General features: G+C 70.3%; 16 protein-coding genes. 10 read left to right on the top strand and 6 right to left on the bottom strand.

The genetic code is table 11. The annotated features are described in order from the left end of the window. Window positions 1-81: 81 nt before the first annotated feature. From VMR06_RS08645 to VMR06_RS08620, 6 genes are all read left to right on the top strand, one after another. Complete coding sequence (locus tag VMR06_RS08645; RefSeq protein ID WP_325375209.1) at window positions 82-8,775, top strand: GH36-type glycosyl hydrolase domain-containing protein; 8,694 nt, start codon at window positions 82-84, stop codon at window positions 8,773-8,775. A gap of 209 nt (window positions 8,776-8,984) precedes the next feature. Further along, window positions 8,985-9,818 carry an AraC family transcriptional regulator gene (locus tag VMR06_RS08640; RefSeq protein WP_325375207.1) on the top strand — a complete coding sequence of 278 codons (834 nt, stop codon included), beginning with the start codon at window positions 8,985-8,987 and terminating at the stop codon, window positions 9,816-9,818. 164 nt (window positions 9,819-9,982) lie between these two features. After that, window positions 9,983-10,318 (top strand): hypothetical protein, encoded by a 336-nt coding sequence (locus tag VMR06_RS08635; RefSeq protein WP_325375204.1) that lies wholly within the window; start codon window positions 9,983-9,985, stop codon window positions 10,316-10,318. 32 nt (window positions 10,319-10,350) lie between these two features. Beyond that, on the top strand, window positions 10,351-11,166 hold the full coding sequence (locus VMR06_RS08630; RefSeq protein WP_325375202.1) for a hypothetical protein: 816 nt from the start codon (window positions 10,351-10,353) through the stop codon (window positions 11,164-11,166). A gap of 280 nt (window positions 11,167-11,446) precedes the next feature. After that, window positions 11,447-11,893 carry a VOC family protein gene (locus VMR06_RS08625; RefSeq protein ID WP_325375200.1) on the top strand — a complete coding sequence of 149 codons (447 nt, stop codon included), beginning with the start codon at window positions 11,447-11,449 and terminating at the stop codon, window positions 11,891-11,893. Between the two features lie 285 nt (window positions 11,894-12,178). Next, window positions 12,179-13,036, top strand: coding sequence for an AraC family transcriptional regulator (locus tag VMR06_RS08620; protein ID WP_325375198.1), 858 nt, complete (start codon window positions 12,179-12,181; stop codon window positions 13,034-13,036). Here VMR06_RS08620 and VMR06_RS08615 read toward each other — a convergent pair. The 4 genes from VMR06_RS08615 to VMR06_RS08600 all read right to left on the bottom strand — a co-directional run bounded on the left by VMR06_RS08615 (window position 13,020) and on the right by VMR06_RS08600 (window position 16,876). Then, window positions 13,020-13,769, bottom strand: coding sequence for an SDR family NAD(P)-dependent oxidoreductase (locus VMR06_RS08615; RefSeq protein WP_325375196.1), 750 nt, complete (start codon window positions 13,767-13,769; stop codon window positions 13,020-13,022). The two genes, VMR06_RS08620 and VMR06_RS08615, sit on opposite strands and share 17 nt — an antisense overlap. After that, complete coding sequence (locus VMR06_RS08610) at window positions 13,766-14,656, bottom strand: NAD(P)-dependent oxidoreductase (protein ID WP_325375194.1); 891 nt, start codon at window positions 14,654-14,656, stop codon at window positions 13,766-13,768. Before VMR06_RS08610 ends, VMR06_RS08615 begins: the two co-directional genes overlap by 4 nt. A gap of 171 nt (window positions 14,657-14,827) precedes the next feature. Next, window positions 14,828-16,219 carry a sensor histidine kinase gene (locus VMR06_RS08605; protein ID WP_325375192.1) on the bottom strand — a complete coding sequence of 464 codons (1,392 nt, stop codon included), beginning with the start codon at window positions 16,217-16,219 and terminating at the stop codon, window positions 14,828-14,830. Beyond that, the gene (locus VMR06_RS08600; RefSeq protein WP_325375236.1) at window positions 16,220-16,876 is read right to left on the bottom strand and encodes a response regulator transcription factor; all 657 of its coding nucleotides are present in this window, start codon (window positions 16,874-16,876) and stop codon (window positions 16,220-16,222) included. It lies immediately after the preceding gene. A 264-nt stretch (window positions 16,877-17,140) separates the two neighbouring features. On the opposite strand from VMR06_RS08600, the gene VMR06_RS08595 reads away from it, so the two are divergent. From VMR06_RS08595 to VMR06_RS08585, 3 genes are all read left to right on the top strand, one after another. Further along, window positions 17,141-18,559: an NTP/NDP exchange transporter gene (locus tag VMR06_RS08595; protein ID WP_325375190.1), complete on the top strand. Its 1,419-nt coding sequence runs from the start codon at window positions 17,141-17,143 to the stop codon at window positions 18,557-18,559. A 58-nt stretch (window positions 18,560-18,617) separates the two neighbouring features. Next, a complete protein-coding gene (locus VMR06_RS08590) occupies window positions 18,618-19,412 on the top strand; it encodes a MipA/OmpV family protein (RefSeq protein ID WP_325375188.1) in 795 nt (264 codons plus the stop codon). Between the two features lie 143 nt (window positions 19,413-19,555). After that, window positions 19,556-20,644, top strand: coding sequence for an SDR family oxidoreductase (locus VMR06_RS08585; RefSeq protein ID WP_325375233.1), 1,089 nt, complete (start codon window positions 19,556-19,558; stop codon window positions 20,642-20,644). Between the two features lie 220 nt (window positions 20,645-20,864). On the opposite strand, the gene alkB is transcribed toward VMR06_RS08585, so the two are convergent. After that, window positions 20,865-21,509 (bottom strand): DNA oxidative demethylase AlkB, encoded by a 645-nt coding sequence (gene alkB / locus VMR06_RS08580; RefSeq protein ID WP_325375186.1) that lies wholly within the window; start codon window positions 21,507-21,509, stop codon window positions 20,865-20,867. 85 nt (window positions 21,510-21,594) lie between these two features. On the opposite strand from alkB, the gene purT reads away from it, so the two are divergent. Continuing rightward, window positions 21,595-22,779: a formate-dependent phosphoribosylglycinamide formyltransferase gene (gene purT / locus VMR06_RS08575; RefSeq protein WP_325375184.1), complete on the top strand. Its 1,185-nt coding sequence runs from the start codon at window positions 21,595-21,597 to the stop codon at window positions 22,777-22,779. Here the strand turns inward: purT and VMR06_RS08570 are convergent. Next, entirely contained in the window at window positions 22,766-23,521 is a 756-nt protein-coding gene (locus VMR06_RS08570) for an arginyltransferase (protein ID WP_325375182.1), read from the bottom strand. The two genes, purT and VMR06_RS08570, sit on opposite strands and share 14 nt — an antisense overlap. Window positions 23,522-23,526: the final 5 nt, after the last annotated feature.

Below are 23,526 nucleotides of genomic sequence, written 5' to 3'. Positions count from 1 at the left end.
CGCTCACATCAGCCTCGCCGTCGCCTGTGAGGCTGGTTGGGCAGGATGCACCGTCGGCCAGTGGCTGCCAGAGGATTCCAGATGCCCCAGGTGTGGAGGGTCTTCAGCCGCTGGCTGCGCCTGCGACGTCGATTGTGGCGCTGGCGGCGCGCCGCGTCCCAGAAGCCGTTGCGCCCCGAAGCGCCGCTGCGCGCGCAGCTCTTCAACGTCGAACAGATGGAGCGGCACGGACGTGCGCTGGCGCTGGCTCACCGGGTGCAGATGCATGCCGGGCCGGAACGCCTGCTGGAACGTCTGGCCGAGAACGAGGGCCTGCTCGACGATGCCTGCAATCTGCTCACGCGGATGGTCCAGGATGACATGCGCGTCACGCCGGCCGGGGAGTGGCTGCTCGACAACTACTACCTGGTGCAGGAGCAGATCGTCACCGCGCGCCGGCATCTGCCGAAGGGCTACAGCCGTCAGCTGCCTTCGTTGAGCGAGGGACCTTCCGCCGGGCTGCCGCGCGTGTACGACCTGTCGCTGGAAGCGATCGCGCACGGCGACGGCCGCATCGACGCGGAGACGCTCAGCCGCTTCTTCGCCGCCTATCAGTCGGTCACCCCGCTGAAGCTGGGCGAGTTGTGGGCGATCCCGATCATGCTGCGCCTGGCATTGCTCGACAATCTGCGTCGCATGGCGGTACGGCTGATGCGCGACGGCGACGATCATCGCCTGGCCAGCGAGTGGGCCGGCCTGCTCAACCGCACCGCAGCGGAAGATCCCAAGAGCGTGGTCCTGGTGATCGCCGACATGGCGCGTTCGAATCCGCCGCTGAGCGGCGCCTTCATCTCGGAACTGACACGTGGACTGCAGGGGCGGGGCGGCGTGTTCTCGATGCCGATCACCTGGCTCGAGCAATGGGCCGCTCACGGCGATCAGCACATCCAGGAGCTGGTCCACCTGGAAAGCCAGCAGCAGGCCGCGGACCAGGTATCGATCAGCAACAGCATCGGCAGCCTGCGCTTCCTCGCCGACATGGACTGGCGCGAATTCGTCGAGGACATGAGCGTGGTGGAGCGCACGCTGCGCGGGGATCCGGCCGGCACCTACGCGTGGATGGATTTCGGCACCCGCGACAACTACCGGCACGTGGTCGAGAAGATCGCGCGCCTGGCCGGTGTCGACGAGCCGGCGGTGGCGGAGGTTGCGGTGAACCTGGCACGCGCCGCCGCGGCGGCCGACCCGGCCCATTACGAGGCACACGTCGGCTTCTATCTGATCGACGAGGGCGTCGACCGGACCCGGCAGGCCGTGGCGGCGATGACACCTGCGGGCCGGCGGATCCGCCTGCGCCTGCGCCGCGTTCCGCTGCCGGTCTATCTGATCCCGATCGCCGTGATCGCGATCGTCTTCACGCAGGCCCTGCTGAGCGCCGGCCTGCCCGTGCCGATCGGGTTGCCGGCGCTGCTGGCACTGCTCGCCTTCAGCGAGCTGGCGATCGCGCTCGTGAACTGGGCGGCGACCGTGCTGGTGCCGCCGCGACCGCTGCCGCGCATGGATTTCTCCAAGGGCATTCCGGCGGCGGCGCGCACGCTGGTGGTGGTTCCCAGCATGCTGGACGGCGAAGCGGGCGTGGACCGTCTGGTCGAAGCGCTGGAAGTCCGCTTTCTGGCCAACCGCGACCCCCACCTGCATTTCGCCCTGCTCACCGATTTCCTGGATGCCGACCAGGCCGTCCTGCCGGGCGACGATTCGCTGGTGGCGCATGCGGCAGACCGGATCGAGCAGCTCAACCGCCGCTACGCGCCGGAGCGGACCGACTCGGGTGGCGGTGACCTGTTCTTCCTGTTCCACCGGTCGCGCCGGTGGAATCCGCGTGAGCGGCGCTGGATGGGCTACGAACGCAAGCGCGGCAAGCTGGCGGCACTGAATCGGCTGCTGCGCGGCGGAGGCGCCGGGGACTTCATGCAGGTGGCCGGCAATATCGGCGTGCTGTCGCAGGTGCGCTACGTGATCTCGCTCGACAGCGATACCCGGCTGCCGCGGGACGCGGCACGCGAGCTGGCCGGTACGCTGGCCCATCCGCTCAACCGGGCCGTCTTCGACGAGCGCCGGCGTCGCGTCGTGCGCGGTTACGGCATCCTCCAGCCCAGCGTCGGCACCAGCCTCAGCAGCCTGCCCAGCTCGCGCTATGCGCGCATGTTCGGCAGCGAGCCGGGCATCGATCCGTACACGCGCACGGTGTCGGACGTGTACCAGGATCTGTTCGGCGAGGGCTCCTTCGTCGGCAAGGGCATCTACGACGTGGATGCCTTCGAACATGCACTGGCCGGCCGCTTTCCCGACGATCGCATCTTGAGCCACGATCTGCTGGAAGGCTGCTACGCGCGGGCCGGCCTGGTCAGCGACGTGCGTCTGTACGAGGACTACCCCTCGCGCTATGCGGCGGACGTGAAGCGCCGTTCCCGCTGGATCCGCGGCGACTGGCAGTTGTTGCCCTGGCTGCTGCCGTGGGTGCCGCGCCGCGATGGCGGGTTCGAGCGTAATCGGCTCACGTGGCTCTCGCGCGGCAAACTGCTCGACAATCTGCGGCGCAGCCTGGTGCCGCCGGCGACCCTCGCCCTGCTGGTGATCGGCTGGCTGTTCTCGCCCGACCCGTTCGGCTGGACGGCATGGCTGCTGAGCCTGTGGGCGCTGCCGGTGCTGATGCCGGCGTTGCGCGACCTGTTCGACCTGCCGGTCGACATGCCGCTGGAGGCGCATCTGGTCCAGGTGGGCCGGTCCTGCCTGCGCCAGCTGCTGCGCGCCGCGGTGAACGTGGCCTGCCTGCCGTACGAGGCCTGCTTCAGTCTGGGCGCGATCGTGCGCACGCTGTGGCGCCTGCTGGTCACGCGCCGCCACCTGCTGCAGTGGCATCCATCCAGCGAGGTGGAGCGCAGCCTCGGCGGCGGCGTGCGCGCGGAGCTGGTCGGCATGGCGCCGGCGCCGCTGATCGCCGCCGCCGTCGCCGCGCTGCTGGCGGCACGGCAGCCTGCGGCGCTGGCGGTGGCGGCGCCGCTGCTGCTGGTCTGGGCGCTGTCGCCGGCGCTGATGGCCTGGCTGGGACGGCCGCGTGGCCGGCGGGACGACACGCTGTCCGCGTCCCAGCTGGTCTTCCTCGGCCAGCTGGCGCGTCGTACCTGGGCCTTCTTCGAGACCTACGTGCGCGCGGAGGATCACTGGCTGCCGCCCGACAATGTGCAGGAACACCCGGCCCTGGTGGTGGCGCGGCGGACCTCGCCGACCAACATCGGACTGTCGCTGCTGGCGAACCTGGCCGCCTGCGACTTCGGCTATCTGCAGGTCGGCGGCGTGATCGAACGCACGCGCCTGGTGTTCGATACGCTCGATTCGCTGAAGCGCCATCGCGGGCATTTCTTCAACTGGTACGACACCCAGACGCTGCAGCCGCTGCCGCCGGCCTACGTGTCCACGGTCGACAGCGGCAACCTGGCCGGCCACCTGCTGACCCTGCGCCAGGGCCTGCTGGCGCTGGCCGATGCGCCGATCCTGGCGCCCGCCACGTTCGCCGGCCTGGCCGACACGCTGGCCGTGCTGGAGGACGAGCTTCCGGACCTGCCCGCCGAAGATGACGCGCTGTCGCCGGCGCTGGCCGGTTTCCGCGCGGCCCTGGCGCAGGCGCGGCTCGAGCCTCCCGCCGGCGCCGCGGACGCCGATCGGCTGCTGGCGCGGCTGCTGCGGCATGCAGACGATATCGCGGCTGCCTGGCCGGCCGGCGCTGCCGAGCCGCTCCATCCCCACCACTGGCCGGCGGCACTGATCGAGGGCTGCCGGTCGGCGCGGGCGGAACTCGCGTTCCTGCTGCCCGACCCCGGCGCCTGGACCGGCGAGCGCTTGCCGACGCTGCGCGAGCTGCAGGATCGCGCCGCCGATCCGCTGGTCGCCCGGCGAGCGCGCGACCGGATCCACCAGCTCCAGCGGCTGGCGCACATCGCCGGGCAGTTCTCGCTGATGGAATACGGCTTCCTCTACGACCGCTCGCGTCACCTGCTGGCGATCGGCTACAACGTCGACGAGCACCGTCTGGACAGCGGCCTGTACGACCTGCTGGCGTCGGAGGCGCGCCTGTGCAGCTTCGTCGCGATCGCGCAGGGACAGCTGCCGCAGGAAAGCTGGTTCGCGCTGGGCCGTCTGCTGACCGAGGTCAACGGCGACGCGACGCTGCTGTCGTGGAGCGGCTCGATGTTCGAGTACCTGATGCCGCAGCTGGTCATGCCGAGCTACCCGGACACGCTGCTGGACCAGACCGCCCGCCACGCGGTGGAGGCGCAGATCGCGCACGGCGCGCGCCACGACGTGCCGTGGGGCATCTCCGAGTCGGGCTACAACACCGTCGATGCGCGCATGAACTACCAGTACCGCGCGTTCGGCGTACCCGGTCTGGGCCTCAAGCGCGGGCTGAGCCAGGATCTGGTCGTGGCGCCCTATGCCAGCATGATGGCGTTGATGGTGGCGCCGGAGGCGGCCTGCCAGAACCTGCAGCGGCAGACGGCGCTCGGCTTCGGCGGGCAGTTCGGGCTGTACGAGGCCATCGACTACACGGCGGCGCGCATCCCGCCCGGACAGACACACGTCGTGGTGCGCTCCTTCATGGCCCATCACCAGGGCATGGGCTTCCTCTCGCTCGTCCATCTGCTGCGCCAGCAGCCGATGCAGCGCCGGTTCGAGGCCGACGCCGAGTTCCAGGCCACGGTGCTGCTGTTGCAGGAACGCATTCCTCACACCGGCGTGTTCCACCCGCACGAGGCCGAGACGCAGAACTCGCGCGCAGCACCCGCCGAAACCGAAACCCAGCTGCGCGTCTTCCGCAACCCGGGCACCTCGCGTCCGGCGGTGCAGCTGCTCTCCAACGGGCGCTACCACGGCCTGCTGACCAGCGCGGGCGGCGGCTACAGCCGTCACCGCGACATGGCGGTCACACGCTGGCGCGAGGACGGCACGCGTGACCACTGGGGCAGCTTCTGCTACCTGCGCGACGTGGAGAGCGGCGAGTTCTGGTCCACCTCGCTGCAGCCGACCTGCGTGCCGGTCGATCACTACGAGGCGATCTTCTCCGATGCCAAGGCCGAATTCCGCGGGCGCAGGCGCGGCTACGAGAGCCATCTGGAGATCGCCATCTCCGCCGAGGACGACATCGAGCTGCGCCGGCTGCGCCTGAGCAACCGCACTCGGCACGCGCGCACGATCGAGATCACCACGTACGCCGAAGTAGTGCTGGCGCCGGCCATCGCCGACGAGCTGCATCCGGCCTTCAGCAATCTGTTCGTGCAGTCGCAGATCGTGCGCGAGAAGCAGGCGCTGCTGTGCACGCGCCGGCCGCGCGCGAGCGGCGCGGCGGCGCCGTGGATGTTCCACCTGGTCGCGGTCCACGATGCCGATATCGGTGCGATCTCCTACGAGACCGATCGCGCGCGCTTCCTCGGTCGCGGCAACACGCCGCGCGCGCCGTCCGCCCTGACGGAACATGATGCGCTGTCCGACAGCGACGGGTCGGTCCTCGATCCGATCGTGGCGATCCGCTGCCGGATCGAGCTGGCACCCGGGCAGACCGGCATGATCGACATGGTCTACGGTGTGGGCGCCGATCGCGAAGCGTGCATCGGACTGGTCGACAAGTACCGGGACCGCCGCCTCGCCGATCGCGTCTTCGACCTGGCCTGGACGCACAGCCAGGTCGTCAGACGCCAGATCAACGCCTCCCAGGCCGACGCGCAACTCTACGAGCGGCTGGCCGGACTGATCGTCTATGCGCACCCGCTGCTGCGCGCCGATGCCGGCGTCCTGCTGCAGAACCAGCGCGGCCAGTCGGGTCTGTGGGGGCATGCGATCTCGGGCGATCTGCCCATGGTGCTGCTGCAGATCGCCGATGCCGAGCACATCGAGCTGGTGCGGCAGATGGCGCAGGCGCACGCGTACTGGAGACTGAAGGGGCTGCGCGCGGACCTGGTGATCTGGAACGAGAGCCAGGCCGGCTACCGCCAGCAGCTGCAGGACCTGATTCTGGGCATGATCTCGGCCGATCCGGAGGCCAACGTACTCGATCGCCCGGGCGGCATCTTCGTACGTACCGGCCACCAGATGTCGCAGGAGGATCGCATCCTGGTGCAGTCGGTGGCGCGGGTGATCGTCCACGACCAGCACGGCTCGCTGGCCGCGCAGGTCGGGCGACGCGAGCCCGCCGGCTGGACCCTGCCGCCGCTGCTGGCCGCGGTCGCCGGAGAAGATCGCGTCGAGCCTCCGGACCGGACCGCAGCGGCCGATCCGCCGGTGTCCGCGGACCTCGCCGAGGACGACGCCGCGTGGCCGTTCGACGCAGCGTCCGGTGCGCGCCTCCACGCCAACGGCATCGGTGCGTTCTCGGCCGATGCCAGCGAGTACGTGATCGACATCGAAGAGGGCCGTCCGACACCGGCGCCGTGGTCCAACGTGCTGGCCAACGAGGCGCTGGGCACGGTCGTCAGCGAGAGCATGGCCGGCTATACCTGGCTCGGGAACGCGCACGAGTTCCGGCTCACGCCCTGGCACAACGACCCGATCGCCGACAGCGGCGGCGAAGCGTTCTACCTGCGCGACGAGGACACCGGATACGTGTGGTCGCCGCTGCCGCTGCCGCGCCGGGGGCGCGGTGCGTACCGCACGCGTCACGGTTTCGGCTACAGCGTGTACGAGCACGTCGAGGACGGCATCGCCAGCGAACTGTGGGTGTTCGTGGCGGTCGAGGATGCGGTCAAGTACTCGGTGCTGAGGCTGCGCAACCGGTCCGGACGCGCGCGCCGGCTCTCGGCAACCGGATACGTGGAGTGGGTGCTGGGCGATCTGCGCGTGAAGTCGCAGATGCATGTCGTCACCGCGCAGGATGCCGACAGCGGCGTGATCACGGCACGCAATCCGTACAACACCGAGTTCAACGGGCGGGTCGCCTTCTTCGATACCGACGCCCGCGGCTGCAGCGTCACCGGCGACCGCAACGAGTTCCTGGGCCGCAACGGCAGTCCGGACGATCCGGCTGCCCTGCGGCGCGAGCGCCTGTCCGGCCGGCTCGGCGTCGGGCTGGATCCGTGTGCGGCCATCCAGGTGCCGCTGCCGCTGCCCGATGGCGGGCGGTCGGAGACGGTGTTCCGGCTCGGTGCCGGCAAGGACTACGGCGCGGCCCTGCACCTGGCGCGGCGCGTGCAGGGCGTGCAGCAGGCGCGCGACGCGCTGGCGGCCGTGCGCGCGCACTGGCGCGAGCTGCTCAGCGCCGTGCAGGTCAGGACGCCCGATACCAGCGTCGATGCGCTGGTCAACGGCTGGCTGCCGTACCAGACCCTGGCGTGCCGCTACGTGGCACGCAGCGGCTACTACCAGTCCGGCGGCGCGTTCGGCTTCCGCGACCAGCTGCAGGACACGATGGCCATGCTGCACGCCACGCCGGCCCTGGCCCGCGCCCACCTGCTGCGGTGCGCGGCGCACCAGTTCCCGCAGGGCGACGTGCTGCACTGGTGGCATCCGCCGCAGGGCCGCGGCGTCCGCACGCGCTGCTCGGACGACTACCTGTGGCTGCCGCTGGCGGCGGCCCGCTACCTGCAGGTGACCGGGGATGCGAGCGTGCTCGACGAGGAGGTCGGTTTCGTCGAGGGGCGTCCGGTCAGCGCCGACGAGGAGTCCTACTACGACATGCCGGCAGCGTCGAGCCTGCGCGGATCGTTCTACCAGCATTGCATGCTCGCGCTGCGGCGCGGCTGCCGCCTGCTCGGCCGGCGCGGTCTGCCGCTGATCGGCACCGGCGACTGGAACGACGGCATGAACCAGGTCGGCGAGGCGGGCCGCGGCGAAAGCGTGTGGCTGGGCTTCTTCCTCTACGACGTCCTGCAGCGTTTCATCGCGGTGGCACGGCAACGCGGGGACGCGGCCTTCGCCGAGGAGTGCGCGGCGCAGGCGCGGCTGCTGCGCGAGAACCTGGAGGCGCATGCCTGGGATGGCCGCTGGTATCTGCGTGCCTGGTTCGACGATGGCAGCCCGCTCGGTTCCAGCCGGAGCGAGGCGTGCAGGATCGATTCGATCTCGCAGAGCTGGTCGGTGCTGTCCGGCGCGGCCGATCCCGCGCGTGCGCGGCAGGCGATGGACTCCCTGGACCGCCATCTGGTCAAGCGCGAGGCGGGTCTGATCCAGCTGCTCGAGCCGCCGTTCGACACGACGTCGAAGGATCCAGGCTACATCCGCGGATACGTCCCGGGCGTGCGCGAGAACGGCGGCCAGTACACCCACGCCGCGGTCTGGGCCGCGATGGCGTTCGCCCAGCAGGGCGATGCCGAACGGGCCTGGGAGCTGGCGCGCATGATCAATCCGATCCGGCACGCGCAGGACGCGAATGCGGTCGCCGTCTACAAGGTGGAGCCCTACGTGCTGGCGGCCGACGTGTACGCGGTGGCGCCGCACGTCGGGCGGGGCGGCTGGACCTGGTACACCGGCTCGGCCGGCTGGATGTATCGCCTGCTGACCGAATCGCTGCTGGGCCTGCAACGCAGGAGCAGCGAGCTGGTGCTGGCACCCTGCCTGCCGCGCGACTGGCCCGAGTACGAGCTGCGCTACCGCTTCGGTTCCAGCCTGTACGTGATCTGCGTGCGTCAGGTCGACGCCGGCACGGCGACGCTGCACCTGGATGGCGTCGAGCAGCCTGGCTTCGGTTTCACGCTGCGGGACGATGGCGACGTGCATCAGGTGCAGGCATGCTGGCCGCGAGCGCCGGCCTGAGCTCAGGCATGGCCGTCGAGGCGGGCACGGCGAGCGAGCGGCCGCGGTGCATGACGGCCGTCTCGAGCCGCGCCGAGACGGGATCCGCCTCGATCGCGACACCGCCGTTCGGTCGGGGCCGACCGGTGCGCCCGGCGCTCGGATGCGAGCGAGCCGGGATTTTCCGGGGCGGTTGGCCAGAGCCTCGCCGGTCGGCGTAGCATCGGCCCATGGCTTCGCTGCATCGACTTCCGATCGCGGCCCTGCGCGGCCTCGTCGCCTCGGTCTGGGCGCACGACCCGGGTCCGCCGCCCCTAGCGGCGGAGCGGCGACCCGTGCTCGAACATGTGCTGCCGACCGGTGCGACGCATATCGCCGTGCGTGTCGGCGGCGAGCCGCTGCGGATCTTCGACGATGCGGCCGACCGGCGCGGACATCGTCTCGGCCATGCGGTGGCCGGCGGCGCGCGCACGGCCTATCACCTGCGCGACATCTCGCAGCCGTCGGTCTCTGTCGGTGCCGTGCTGCGTCCCGGCGCGGCGGCCGGTCTGCTCGGTGCGCCGGAATCCGCATTGGCGGGGCACCATACGCCGCTGGAGTGTCTGCTGCCTGCCTACGAGGTCGATGCTCTGCTGTCGGCCTTGCATGCGTGCCGCGATGCGGCGGGGCGACTGGCCGTGTTCGAGCGCTGGTTGTGGGAGCGTGCCGGTGGCCGCGGCTCGGCCTTGCATCCGGCCCTGTCCGGCATCGTGCTGCGGACGGTCCGTCACGGCATGCGCGTCAGCGAACTCGTGCAGACGAGCGGACTCAGCCATCGGCATTGCATCTCGGTGTTCCGGCAGGCGACCGGGCTGGCGCCGGCCGAATGGCTGCGGCTGCAGCGGTTCTCGCATGCGCTGGATCTGGCGTGCGACCCGTCGCTGGGTTGGGCCGAGATCGCGGCCGCGAGCGGCTTCGCGGACCAGGCGCATCTGTCCAATACGTTTCGCGCCGCGGCGGGGCTGACTCCGTCGGCATGGCGGCTGCGGGCCGATCCGGCCACGCCGCGTCATGTGCCGCGCTGAGGCGGCTGATCGAGCCCCTGTAAGAAATTTCTTACACGAAGTCACCGCGATTTCGTATCGCGCGAGGAGGTGATCTCTGACGTAAGCTGCCGCGCAAGGTCAAATGGTTGAAGAGCGCCGCTTCCGATGGCAAGAATATACGTCGTGTGCCATGGAGACGCTCAATGAAGTGGTTGCCATTTTTTCTGGTGCTGTTGTCGCTACTGGCCGGCGCGCGAACACCCGCCGATGACGTGTCTGCCTTCTACCTGTGCGATACCTGCACGTCCGAGGATCAATTCAAGCGCTCGTTGATGGGGCAGGTGCCGGGTGAAGCGGGGCAGTTCTCGGTGTTCATCGGAAATACCAAGACCTGCGTCCTGTATCTGATCCACTATACCGCCGACGACAAGGCCGCCGCCGGCGACGCGCCGATTCGATTCGACCTGGTTGAACGTCAGGACGAAGCGACTGAAGCGCATTTCCGAGACTTGATTGAGGCAGGACGCGAGGCGGGCTAGTCCGTCCTTTCTTCTAGCCAAGGGGATCCAACGTGATCAAGTTAATCGGAACACTGCTGACTCTGTGTCTGCTGACCTCGGGTGCTGCACAGGCTGAAGAATGGGTATTCTGCGACGCGTGCGATGTCGCTGCGGACTTCAATGCCGCTGCCGTCGCCGAGGCGTCGAATGTTTCGGGCTATCAGGAATTCTGGGTCGGCAATACAATCTCGTTCAAGCTCTATCGGGTTCAGACCTATACCAGCCTCGACAACGAGGCGCCCGCATCTGGCGGTGGCGGCACACCGGTCACCAGCATTGTGTCGAGTTACCGTGAAACCGCTGCGACCGAAGAGCATTTCGGCGAGTTGATCACGCTTATTAAGGTCGAGGTGGAGGACCGTGGACGCCCCACGGTCCTGCCCATCAAGCAGGATGGCTTCGGATCGTTCGCAGGACGTGATCACTCCTTGCTGTCGGATTACCTGTGGAGCCGGTGGGGGCATCTCTACCAGAGACCGCAGTCGAACATTCCGCAGGCCGCTTTGGAAAAGCTGTTTCAGGCGGTATTTGGCGTCGCGAAGTTTCAAGTTTGCCTGATCTTTCAGAACGGTGATCTGGCCTGTTTCTATCTTCCGGCGACGGAGGACGCTGAGGCCGAGTACGTTGACGGCACCGCACGGGACAAGGACAACGTGCCGATTGGGACCACCGGCGGCACCGGTGGCAGGTACCACACGGTTCCCGTCACGCCGACCAACACGCGCTACGGCCCGATCGGCTACGCGTCCGACGGTTACCTCTATCTGTCCTGCACATTCGTCAACGGTAAGCTCGTGGAATGCACTGTCACCTGGCTACCGAACTGAACCTGCGCTCGTTGAGTAGGTCAGTGTGGAGCTCGAAGTCATACCGATGCCAACGAAGGCAGCGTCGGTAGGCCCGACTCGCGGCCACAAGCGGCTCAGCCGATCAGGCGCATCCGTCCGATACGCTTCGCGCCGCGGCGGGGCTGACGCCGTCCGCATGGCGGCTTGGGCCGATCCGGCCACGCCGCGCCACGTTCCGCGCTGAGGGACAGGTCAAATCGCTGCAAGACGGCGTCCGATCGGGACTTCACAATGACGCCTCGTCCAATGAGGAGTGCCCATGGCCGTCCATGAACTCTATGCCTATCTGTGCGTGCGCGATGCCGCGGCCGCGATCGATTTCTATGCGCGCGCGTTCGGCGCGCGCGAGCTGTTTCGCCTGACCGAGCCGGGCGGCCGCGTCGGTCATGCCGAGATCGATCTGGACGGCCACGTGCTGATGCTGTCGGAGGAGTATCCGGAGATGGGCGTGCGCAGTCCCGAGGGGCTCGGCGCGACGCCGGTCACGCTGCACTTGCACGTCGAGGATGCCGATGCGCTGGTCGCACGCGCCGTGGCGGCCGGCGGCACGCTCGAGCGCGGCCTGCAGGACCACTTCTACGGCGAGCGCTCCGGCACGGTGCGCGATCCGTTCGGTCACCGCTGGCTGATCGGGCATGCCATCGAGCAGGTGACGCCGGAGGAGATGCAGCGGCGCTACACGGCCCTGTTCGAATCGGCATCCTGACGACCTGGAGCCGGCGCGGAGGCCGGTTGCGACTCTGGCGTTCTTGCGGTGATCTGCGCGGCGCCCCGTCGGTGGCGGCGCCCCGATCATCGCAGTGGCCCGCTGCGGGATCGCGCGATGGCTCGTCCGCGCGGACGCCATGGCCGCGCCAGGCCACGCCTGTCCGCCGCGATGCGACCAGCGCCTCGCATTGATCGCGCGCATGCACGACACCGTGCGCGATCGCGCTGCCGGGGCCGGGCACCCGCGCCGTATGCTGCGGCGATGCAATCGGACGAATCCTCCGTGCGTTTGCGCGGCCAGCGTATGCAGGCGCGGCCAGCTGCGCTTCGTCTGCGGCTCGGCAGCGGCGCGGCCGGCATCGAGCGCCTGGAGGCGGCCTTCGTCGGACGGCCGTTCTCGCCGCATCGCCACGACACCTATGCGATCGGCATCACCTCGGCCGGCGTGCAGACCTTCGGCTATCGCGGCGCGCGCCGTCATTGCCGAGCAGGCGACGCGCACGTGCTGCATCCGGACGAATTGCACGACGGCGCCGCCGGCACGGAGGCCGGGTTCGGCTACCGGATTCTCTATGTCGATCCGGCCGCGATCCAGCAGGCGATCGGCGCGCGGCCGCTGCCGTTCGTTGCCGATCCGGTCATTCGCGCCGAGGCGGTCGACACCGCCTTGCGCGCCTGCCTGGCCGATCTCGACGCGCCGCTCGACGAACTCGACGCGACCCAGATGCTGGCCTCGATCGGCGACCTGCTGCTGTGCCATGCGCGCGTACAGCCGCTGCGGTCTGCGCCGCTGGCCTGGCCGGCGCTGCTGCGCGTGCGCGATCTGATCCTCGCCGATCCGCTCGCGCGACAGCCGATGGCCGTCTACGAGGCCGCCGCGGGCCTCGATCGCTGGACGATTGCGCGCCAGTTCCGCCTCGCGTTCGGCACCAGCTCGACCCGATTCCGCACGATGCGCCGGCTCGACCATGCCCGCCGCGCGATCGCCGCCGGCAGCCCGCTGCACGAGGCGGCGCTCGATGCCGGCTTCGCGGACCAGAGCCATCTGACGCGGCTGTTCAAGCGCGCCTACGGCCTGACGCCGGCGGCCTGGGCCGCGGCGCTCGCACCAGGCGGCCGTGCGGTCACAGCCCGCCGCTGACCGGCAGCACCGCGCCGGTGACGTAGGCGGCCTGCGCCGACATCAGCCAGGCAACGGCGGCGGCGATCTCGTCGGGCCGGGCGGCGCGGCCCATCGGGATCCGCGCGGCGACGCGCACGGCGCGATCGGGCATGCCGGCACGCGCGTGGATCGTCGTGTCGGCGGTGCCGGGCGCGACCGCGTTGACGCGGATGCGCTCGGCGGCGAGCTCGCGCGCCAGGCCGATGCTGAGCGTCTCGAGCGCGGCCTTGGTCGCGGCATAGGCGACGTATTCGTGCGGCGAGCCGGTGCGCGCCGCGACCGAGGACAGGTTGACGATCGCCGCGTCGAGGCCGCGGCCGCGCCAGTGCCGCGCCGCCTCGCGACACAGGCGGACCGTCGCGAGCAGGTTGACCGCCACGACACGCTGCAGATCCGCGTCGGTCAGGTCCGCGAACGCTCCGATGCGGCCGGTGATGCCGGCATTGTTGACCAGGCCGGTCACGCGGCCGAGCGCCTCGGCCGCGTCGAACAACCGCGATGCTGCGTCGTCGGTCGCGACGTCGACGCGTACGGCTTGCGCGACGAAGCCGGCCTCGTGCGGCGCGGTCTGGAGCGCGGCGGCTTCGTCGTCCGAGCGCGAATGCGCGAACACGACCGCATGGCCGTCGGCACAGAGCCGCTCGACGATGCAGCGGCCGATGCCGCGCGATCCGCCGGTGACGATCGTGACCGAGCATACGGGGGCGCTCACGACGGGCCTCCGCCCGCATGGTCGGTGCGCGCCTCGATCGCGCGGATCACCGCGGCCATGTCGGCCTCGCCATGGCCGAGCGCGAGCGTCTCGGCATACAGCGCGTGGCAGGCATCGAGCAGCGGCGAGGCGATCCGTGCGCCGCGGGCCGCTTCTGCGATCAGGCGATTGTTCTTGAGCACGTCACGGATCGCGGCCTGTACCGAATAGTCGCCGTCGACGAGCTTGGCGGTCTTGGCACGCGAGACGATGCTCGCCATCGGGCCGGCGTCGATCACCTCGGCGACCTGCCGCAGGTCCAGTCCCTGGCGCGCCGCGAAGTGCATCGCTTCGCACAGGCCGGTCACCTGCGTGATCAGGAACAGATTGACCGCGAGCTTCATCAGCGAGGCGCCCGGCACCGCGCCGCATGCCGTGGTCTGCCGGCAGATCGGCGCGAGCAGCGGCCGGACCGTGTCGACCGCCGCGGCGTCGCCGGCCAGCATCGCGATCAGCTCGCCGCGTTCGGCCGGACCGCGCGAGCCGGAGACCGGGGCCTCGACGTAGCGGCCTCCGGCGGCCTCGATCTCGGCGGCGAGCTCGCGCGAACGGTGCGGTGCGATCGTGCCCATCTGCACGATCGTGCGCCCGCCGACGCGTGCCGCGAATGCGGCCGAGCCACGCGCGAGCACCGCGTCGATCGCGGCCTCGTCGGCCAGCATCAGCAGTACGATGTCGGTGCGCGAGAGCACCTCGGCGGCATCGGCCGCGACCTCGGCGCCGGCCGCGCGCAGCGGTGCGCAGCGTTCCGGCGAGCGGTTCCAGACCAGCAGCGGCTGGCCGGCCTGCGCGAGGCGCAGGGCCATCGGCTGCCCCATGACGCCGAGTCCGATGAAGCCGATCAGCATGGTGGTCTCCTGTTCGGTATCGGGCGGGTGCCCGCGGCACGATCACGGTAGCCGGTACGCGGACGAGCGTCTTGAACGTTCGTGCAGCGCGCGCATGGCGCGCGGGTGGTCGCTCTCGACGCGGAATCCGCTGCGAGCGGTTCGGCTGCGTCGTGACCCGGAGTGTCCCGGCTACGGGGCGCGATCGGTCTGCGGGACGGCGACGGGCAGCCGGATCTCGACACTCAGACCGCGCCCGTCCAGCCCGATGCCGCAGCGCACCCGTCCGCCATGCGAGGCGACGACGCGCTCGACCAGCGACAGGCCCAGGCCGATGCCGTGGGTACGGCGGCCGTTCTCGGCGCGATAGAACCGTTCGAACACGCGCCCGGCTTCGCCGTCGGGAATGCCCGGGCCATCATCGGCGACGACCAGGACCGCGACCCGGCTGCGGCCCTCGTCCTCCAGGCGCGTCTCCACCCGTACGCGGGTGCCGGGCGCGCCATGGCGCAGGGCGTTGTCGAGCAGGTTGCGGACCAGGATGCCGAGCTCGTCGACGTCGCCGCGCACCGGCGCGTGCCGGTTCTCGATCTCGATCGTCCGGCCGGCACGCAGCGCGAGCAGCGCGAACTCGTCGGCGACCATGCCGGCGATCCAGGACAGATCCACGTCAGCGGAGCGGATCGCGGTGCCGCCGGCATCGATCCGGGCGGCATCGAGCAGCTGCTGCGCCAGCCGCGAGGCGCGCTCGATGCCGGCGATCAGATGCTCCAGTGCCTCGCGCGCCTCGTCGCGATCGCTGGCGTGCTCAAGCACCTGGGCCTGCGCGAGCAACGCCGCCAGCGGCGTGCGCAGCTCGTGCGCGGCCTCGCCGAGGAATTCGCGTTCGTGCTGTAGCGCGTGCGCCAGACGCGCCATCAGCTGATTGAACGCGCGCATCAGCGGCGTGAATTCGTCCGGCAGTCCGTGTTCCGGCAGCGGCGTCAGATCGAGCGGCGCGCGTGCGGCGAGCGACGCGCTGACCCGCGCCACCGGCCGCAGCGACCAGTGGATCACCAGCCAGATCGCGATGCCGATGCAGAGCAGGAGCGATATCGCCGTCGCCAGGCTGGTGTGGAACCAGCGCCGCAGCTCCGCCTGCAGGGCCGCCTCCGGTATGCCGACCTGGACCTGCACGCGACGCTGCGTGTCGCTGATCGCCACCGTCCGCCATGCTGCGCCGGCGATGCGGGTGTCCGCGAAGCCGTCCGCGAAGTCGGGGACCAGGGCGTGCTCCGGTGCCGGCCGCGACGACATCAGGCGGCGGCCCGATCCGCGCTCCCAGACCTGGAATCCGAGTGCGGAGAACTTGCCGCTCATCGGCCTCGCCTCGCCGTCGAGCGCGAACTGCCGCTGCGCACCCGCCGTCGCGATGTCGGTCGGCAGCGACTGCAGTATCTGTTCGGCGACATTGCGCAGCATGCCGTCGGCTTCGCCGTACTGGCGCGCCATCATCTCCAGATACTGGATCGTGAACCAGCCCGCCCAGGCCGTCAGCAGCACGGCCGCGAGTGCGATCAGCAGTCGGGTGCGCAGCGCGCGCATTCAGCTTTCGTCTCCGATGCGATAGCCGAAGCCGAGCTCGGTCACCACCACCTCGTCGCCGAGCTTGCGCCGCAGCTGGTGCACGTAGACCGCGACGGTGTTGCTGCCGATCTCGGCATCATTCCCGTACAGCCGGTCCTGCAACTGATCGCGGCTCAGCACGCGGCCGCCGGACTCCAGCAGCACGCGCAGGATGCGGAACTCGTTCGCGCTGAGGCCGACGCGGCGGCCGCCGCGCGTCACGGTGCGGGCGGCGGGATCGATCTCGACGTCCCGCCAGCGCAGCAGCGGCGTCACCGCGCCGCGGCTGCGACGCAGCACCGCGCGCAGCCGCGCCAGCATCTCGTCGCGCTGAAACGGCTTGACGATGTAGTCGTCGGCGCCGGCGTCCAGTCCGCGCACGCGATCGCTCAGCTGGTCGCGCGCGGTGATGATCAGTACCGGAGTCGGATCGTAGCGGGCGCGCATTGTCGCCAGCAGGTCCAGGCCGGAGCCGCCCGGCAGTCCAAGATCGAGCAGGACCGCGACGAAGGCGTGGTCGACCAGGGCCAGACGCGCCGCTCCTGCGTTCTCGCAATGGACGACCTGCCAGCCTTCCTGGCCGAGCGCGGCGGTCAGCGCACGGCCTAGCATCGGGTCGTCTTCGACTAGGAGGATCGCATCCACGGCATTGCACGCGAACAAGGAATGGCCGGCGATGTTCTCACGTCGCGATGAGGACCGGATTAAGACCTTCATCCGCGGCATGCGCGGTGCCGTGCGCCACACGATGTGCGCTTCGAGCGCCTTAAACGGGACTTAATCGGCCCGCCGAACACTGCGTCCGCATTCGGCGCCGAGCCGAGCGGAACGCAGCATCCGGCGGTCCGCTCACCGTGCGCCACATGCTCGAACGACCCTGCAAACGAGGAACGACGACCCATGAGCCGAGACGCCACACCGACGAGCGCTGGCCGGAATCTGCTGCGGACCGCACTGAACCTGCGTCGCGAGGAGGTCGGTCCGGTGCTGATCGCCGCGTCGTTCTTCTTCTGCGTGCTGACCGCGCTGATGCTGTTGCGGCCCGCGCGCGACGCGCTCGGCATGGAGCGCGGCATCGAGAGCATCCGCTGGCTGTTCGTCGGCACCGTACTGGTGACGCTGGCGGCCAATCCGCTGTTCGGATGGCTGGTCGCGCGCCTGAGGCGGCTTCAGGTCATCGCGGTGACCTACGGCTTCTTCGTACTGAGCCTGGTCGGGTTCTGGGTGCTGCTGAGATTCGCCCCCGCCGCGGTCGGCGAGCGCAGCGGACAGGTGTTCTACGTCTGGTTCAGCGTGTTCAATCTGTTCGTGACGATGGTGTTCTGGGCCCTGCTGGCCGACCGCTTCAGCCCCGATCAGGGCAAGCGCTGCTTCGCGCTGATCTCGGTTGGCGGCACGCTCGGTGCCATCGTCGGCCCCTGGCTCACCTCGCGGCTGGCCGAGCCGCTCGGTACGCCCAGCCTGCTGCTGGTCGCCGGCGGATTTCTGCTGCTGGCGCTGGTCGCGTCCAGGCTGCTCGTGCGGTTCACGCCGGATCGCGTCGATGGCGACGCCGAGGCAAGCGACGTCGACCCGGGCGCGGCCGATGAGACCCGCTCGATCGGCGGCAGCGCCTGGGCCGGCCTGTACGCGGTGTTCCGGTCGCGCTACCTGGCCGGCATCGCCGGCTACGTGCTGCTGATGACCGTGGTCGCCACCTTCATCTACTTCACGCGTCTGCAGATGGTCGCGGCCGCATCGGACGACCTGGACGCGCGTGCTGCGATCCTCGGCAGCATCGACCTGTGGACGCAGGTGGCGGTGCTGGTCCTGCAGCTCAGCCTGACCGGCAAGCTGATCCAGCGTTTCGGCTTCGGCTGGGCCCTGGCGCTGCTGCCGATCGCCACCGCCGCAGGCTTCATCGGTCTGGCCGTCTACGGCTCGTTCGTGGTGCTGATCGGGCTCGAGGCCGTCAATCGTGCCGTACAGCGCGGTATCGCCCGGCCGGCGCGGGAGGCGCTGTTCACCGTGGTCAATCGCGAGGAGAAGTACAAGGCCAAGGCCTTCATCGATACCTTCGTCTACCGCACCGGCGACGTCGTCGGCGCTCAGGTCGAGGGCGTCCTCGGGCGGCTTGGACTGGCCGTCGGCGGACTGGCCGGCGTGGTCGTTCCGATCGCACTGCTCTGGGCCGTGCTGGGTATCTGGCTCGGCCGCGCTCAGGCACGGCGTGCGTCCGGGACGGCGGCGGACGTGACGTCCGCGTCGCCCGCTGCCGAGCACGACGCCGCCGTTGCGCCCACGGTGCACCCCGCTTTCGCTTCCACACGGCGCGTCTGACCTCGCCCATCCGGGCGGCGGTCGCGCCGATCCCATTCCTCGCCACTGGACTGATCGAATGAATGCGACACCCCGCAGCATGTTCTCTAGGCTCGTTCTGCTCGCGCTTCCGCTCGGCGCGTCCGCTCAGGAGCCGGCGCCGCCGACCGGCATCGGGTCGGTTGGTATCGGCGCGGCCGTCATCGACAGCCCCTACGCCGGCGAAGGATCCCGGGTCCGGCCGTTTCCATGGGTCACCTACGAAGGAGAGCGCTTCTTCTTTCGCGGCATCTCCGGCGGAGCGCACCTGTATCGGGCCGGCGGGTTCACCATCGACGCGCTGGTCTCGGCGCGGCTGCAGGGATTCGACATCGACGACCTGGGCAGAGCCGAGCTGCTCGCCAATGGCCTGGACGCCGATCGCCTGAGCGACCGCGACGACGGTCTGGACGCCGGCTTCCGCGCGAGCTACGGCTCGACCTGGGGCACGATCGCGTTCGAGGCCGTACACGACGTGACCGACGCCAGCGGCGGCTACGAGCTCTCGCTGGACTATCGCTACACCTGGCGATTCGAGCGCACCGCGCTCACGGCCGAGGCGGGCGCGAGCTGGCTGTCCTCGGATCTGGCCGGCTACTACTTCGGAACGCTCGAGGAGGAAGTCGCGCGCGGTGTCACCGCGTACGCGCCGGGATCCGCGGTCGTACCCAACGTCGGCCTCACGGTGACGCATGCGATCGGATCGAGCCGATGGCAGTTCGTCGGCTCGGCGCAGTACCAGTTCCTGCCGAGCGAACTGGCCGACAGCCCGCTGCTGGAGCGCGATCGCGACGGGTTCGGCCGCGTGATGCTGGGCCTGAGCAGGCGTTTCTGAGCCGGCGGATCGCCGGTCATGCGGACGCCACCGTGACGGTGACGTCACGCAGCGGTGCCCGGCTCGCTCGCGAAGGCGGCCGGACACCTTTCTCGTCGAGACCGGCACGGTCGGTCTGCGACGTACTCCCCCAACCTGAGGACATGAAGATGATCGATGCATTGCCAACGAAGCACACGGCCGCGAACCGGCCCGGATCGCGCGGCCGCCTCGCCGCGTTCGGCATGCTGCTGAACGCAGCGATGGCTGCCAGCGGAGCACTGGCGCAGAACACGCCCAAGCCCGACTGGAGCGCCGCGGACATGCCGTCCCAGCGAGGACGCATCGTCCTGATCACCGGCGGCACCAGCGGCATGGGATTCGAGGATGCCAAGGCATTGGCGGCAGCCGGCGCCCGCGTCGTCATCGCGGCCCGCAATCCGCAACGCGGCCAGGACGCGATCGACCGCATCGAGGCGGCCGTACCCGAGGCCCGTGTCCAGTTCGAGCGCGTCGATCTGTCCGATCTGTCCTCGGTGCGTGCGCTGAGCCAGCGTCTGGCCGCGACGCTGCCCCGGCTCGACGTGTTGATCAACAACGCGGCGATCATGGCCCCGCCGGAGCGCGGCCTCTCCGTCGATGGTCTGGAAATGCAGTTCGCCACGAACTACGCGGGCCACTTCGTGCTGACCGCCGAGCTGCTGCCGCTGCTGCGCAAGTCCGCCTCGCCGCGCGTCGTCACGGTGTCCAGCATCGCCGTGCATCGCGGCGCGATCCACTTCGACGATCTGCAGTTCAAGCAGGCCTACGAACCGATGGCGGCCTATGCCCAGTCCAAGCTGGCCGGGCTGATGTTCGCGTTCGAGCTGCAGCGGCGCAGCGACGCGGCGGGCTGGGGTATCCGCAGCGTGGCGGCTCATCCCGGCGTGGCGGTGACCGAACTGGTCGCGCGCGGGCCGGGCCTGGACAGCGAGCAGGGACGCCAGTGGTCGGCCAATCGCGATCGTTTCCAGACTGCCGAGCAGGGCGCGGTTTCGACGCTCTATGCGGCCACCGCAGCCGATGCGCGTGGCGGCGCTTATTACGGGCCGACCGGCGAGCAGCAGGTCAGCGGGCCGCTCGGCCTGGCGATCGTGCCCGCTGCGGCCGGCGACGTCGCGGCTGCGGCTCGCCTGTGGGCGATCACCGAGGAGCTCACCGGCACGCGCTTCCCCGCAGACGCCGCCCGATCGGGTGCGGACCGGGCCGACTGACCCCGAGTGCCCGGCCGCAGCGTCGCGTCGCCGCGCGACGCGGCCGGGCGAACCCGCCGCGCAGCGGCGGGTTCGGTGTGCGTGACGGTGCCGCAGATGCGGGCGGCGCGCGTGGAGCGCAGCGACTGCGGTGATGAGGGCGCGATCGTCGCTGCGCAGGTCGGCAGGTGCCGGCCTGTTCATCATCGGGCTCGGCACGCGCCGCTGCGGTGTACGCGCCTCAGCCGGCCTTGCGGAACGTCAGATTGACGCGGCGGCTGCCGAGCAGCGGATGCGGCAGATCGCGCAGCGGCCGCACGCCGTGGAAGCGCAGGCGATCGACGCCGCCCCAGACCACGACGTCGCCGTGCGTCAGCGGCACCGGCATCGCGCGGTCGCCGCGGGCGTGGCCGCCGAACAGGAATACGGCGTCCATGCCGAGCGAGACCGAGACGATCGGCGCAGCGAAGTCGCGCTCGTCGCGGTCCTGGTGCAGGGCCAGCCGCGTGCCGGGCCGGTACTCGTTGATCAGGCAGGCGTCCGGCTCGAAGCCGGCAAAGCCGGCAGCCGCGGCGGCATCGCGCGCCAGCTCGCGAAACGGCGGCGGCAGCGGCGGCCAGGGCTGGCCGCTCAGCGGATCGACCGGTGCGTAGCGATAGCCGCGGCGGTCGGACGTCCAGCCGAGCGCGCCGCAGTTGGTCATCGCGACCGACATCGTATGGCCGCGGGACGTCTGCATGTGGCGCAGCGGCGCGCATTGCGCGACCGCCGCGACCGCCTCGAGCAGTGCGTCCGCACGGTTCCTTGCGAAGCCGCGCAGCACGAAGGCCTCGTCGCCGAGCCGGAGGCGGCCGCCGTCGTGGGTGCCGAACAGATCCTGCGTCATCGTGTCCTGCCGCGTGTTACGTCGCTGGCCGGCGGGCGGCTGCCGGGGAGCCGTTACAATGGCGCGTCCTCATCCGGAGACCCGCATGAAACCGTTCGGCACGCCGCATACCGATTCCGCCCTGCGCGTCATGCTGCTCGGCTCGGGCGAGCTCGGCAAGGAGGTGGCGATCGAGCTGCAGCGGTTCGCGGTCGAGGTGATCGCGGTGGATCGCTACGCCGACGCGCCGGCGATGCAGGTCGCGCATCGCGCGCACGTGATCGACATGCTCGACGGCGCCGCGCTGCGCGCCCTGATCGAGCAGGAGAAGCCGGACCTGATCGTGCCGGAGATCGAGGCGATCCACACGCCGACCCTGGTCGAACTCGAGCAGGAAGGCTTCACGGTGGTGCCGACCGCGCGCGCGACCTGGCTGACGATGAACCGCGAAGGCATCCGCCGCCTCGCTGCCGAGGAGCTCGGCCTGCCGACCTCACCGTACCGGTTCGTCGACACGGCCGAGGAGTACCGCGCAGCGATCGCCGAGATCGGCCTGCCGTTCGTGATCAAGCCGGTCATGAGCTCGTCGGGCAAGGGACAGAGCGTCGTGCGCGAGGCGGCCGACGCCGAGGCGGCCTGGGCCTATGCGCAGGCCGGCGGCCGTGCCGGCCGCGGCCGCTGCATCGTCGAGGGTTTCGTCGCGTTCGATTACGAAATCACGCTGCTGACGGTGCGCCACGTCGGCGGCACCGCGTTCTGCGCGCCGATCGGCCACCGCCAGGAGGACGGCGACTACCGCGAATCCTGGCAGCCCCAGCCGATGAGTGCGGTGGCACTGGCCGAGGCGCAGCGGCAGGCGGCGGCGGTCACCGCGGCGCTCGGCGGCCGCGGGCTGTTCGGCGTGGAATTCTTCGTGCGCGGCGACGAGGTGATCTTCTCCGAGGTCAGCCCGCGGCCGCACGATACCGGCCTGGTCACGCTGATCTCGCAACCGCTGTCGGAGTTCGCGCTGCATGCTCGCGCGATCCTCGGCCTGCCGATTCCGGGCATCGAGCTGGCCGGTCCGTCGGCCTCGTGCGCGGTGCTCGGCGAAGGCCACGGCCGCACGATCCGCTACCGCGGCGTCGCCGATGCGCTGACCGAGCCGGATACGATGCTGCGCATCTTCGGCAAACCCGAGGTGCAAGGACAGCGCCGCCTGGCGGTCACGCTGGCGCGTGCCGGGACGATCGAGGCGGCGCGCGCCAAGGCCGTCGCGGCGGCGGCCTGCCTGACGATCACGGTCGAGTAGCGTCCGGCGGAGCGTGCCCCGGCGCTGCGGGCGCCGCTGCGTCGGCGTCGATCCAGCGCCCGGCACGCAGGATCTGCAGCGGCCGGTAGCGCCGCTTGTAGTCCATCTTCGGATGGCCGTCGATCCAGAAACCCAGGTACAGGTGATCGAGGCCGCGCGCCCGCGCGATGCGGACCTGCTCGGTGATCGCGAACGTGCCGAGGCTGTGCGCATCCTCGCCGGGATCGAAATACGTATAGACGGCCGAGAGACCGGTCGTGCAGACGTCGGTGACCGCCACGGCGATCAGGCGGCCGTGCAGACGCCACTCGACGAAGCGCGTCGGGCTCCAGTCGGTGTACAGGAACCGCGCGAAGTCCTCGGGTGTGGCGTCGTCCATGCCGCCGTTGGGATGGCGCGAGCGCAGATAGTCGCAATACAGCGCGAAGCGCTCGTCGGTATAGCCGGCCGGCAGCACCTCGGCACGCAGATCGGCGTTGCGGCGGATGCAGCGGCGCTGGCTGCGGTCCGGCTCGAAACGCTCGACCGGAATGCGGCAGGCGACGCAGGCGCGGCAGCCGCTGCAATGCGGGAAGTAGACGTGGCCGCCGGCGCGCCGGTAGCCGCGGGTCAGGGCCAGGTCGTAGATCTGCGCCAGCTGCGGCACGCTCGGATCGACGACGAGGTTCTGCGCGTTGCGCGTCTCGAAATAGCCGCAACGGTGGGGCAGGGTCTGGAACAGCCGGACGACATCCGAGCGCATGCGCC

Origin of the sequence: Dokdonella sp., from assembly GCF_035511235.1 — a bacterium.
GTDB lineage: Bacteria > Pseudomonadota > Gammaproteobacteria > Xanthomonadales > Rhodanobacteraceae > Dokdonella.
Note: the sequence above shows the minus strand (reverse complement) of the source record. Positions and strands in the feature narration are given on the sequence as shown.

Excerpts from the sequence above, each read along its gene's own strand:
- VMR06_RS08645 (WP_325375209.1), top strand. The coding sequence starts at position 82 with ATGCCCCAGGTGTGGAGGGTCTTCAGCCGCTGGCTGCGCCTGCGACGT.
- VMR06_RS08640 (WP_325375207.1), top strand. The coding sequence starts at position 8,985 with ATGGCTTCGCTGCATCGACTTCCGATCGCGGCCCTGCGCGGCCTCGTC.
- VMR06_RS08635 (WP_325375204.1), top strand. The coding sequence starts at position 9,983 with ATGAAGTGGTTGCCATTTTTTCTGGTGCTGTTGTCGCTACTGGCCGGC.
- VMR06_RS08625 (WP_325375200.1), top strand. The coding sequence starts at position 11,447 with ATGGCCGTCCATGAACTCTATGCCTATCTGTGCGTGCGCGATGCCGCG.
- VMR06_RS08610 (WP_325375194.1), bottom strand. The coding sequence starts at position 14,656 with ATGCTGATCGGCTTCATCGGACTCGGCGTCATGGGGCAGCCGATGGCC.
- VMR06_RS08605 (WP_325375192.1), bottom strand. The coding sequence starts at position 16,219 with ATGCGCGCGCTGCGCACCCGACTGCTGATCGCACTCGCGGCCGTGCTG.
- VMR06_RS08595 (WP_325375190.1), top strand. The coding sequence starts at position 17,141 with ATGAGCCGAGACGCCACACCGACGAGCGCTGGCCGGAATCTGCTGCGG.
- VMR06_RS08590 (WP_325375188.1), top strand. The coding sequence starts at position 18,618 with ATGAATGCGACACCCCGCAGCATGTTCTCTAGGCTCGTTCTGCTCGCG.
- VMR06_RS08585 (WP_325375233.1), top strand. The coding sequence starts at position 19,556 with ATGAAGATGATCGATGCATTGCCAACGAAGCACACGGCCGCGAACCGG.
- alkB (WP_325375186.1), bottom strand. The coding sequence starts at position 21,509 with ATGACGCAGGATCTGTTCGGCACCCACGACGGCGGCCGCCTCCGGCTC.
- purT (WP_325375184.1), top strand. The coding sequence starts at position 21,595 with ATGAAACCGTTCGGCACGCCGCATACCGATTCCGCCCTGCGCGTCATG.
- VMR06_RS08570 (WP_325375182.1), bottom strand. The coding sequence starts at position 23,521 with ATGCGCTCGGATGTCGTCCGGCTGTTCCAGACCCTGCCCCACCGTTGC.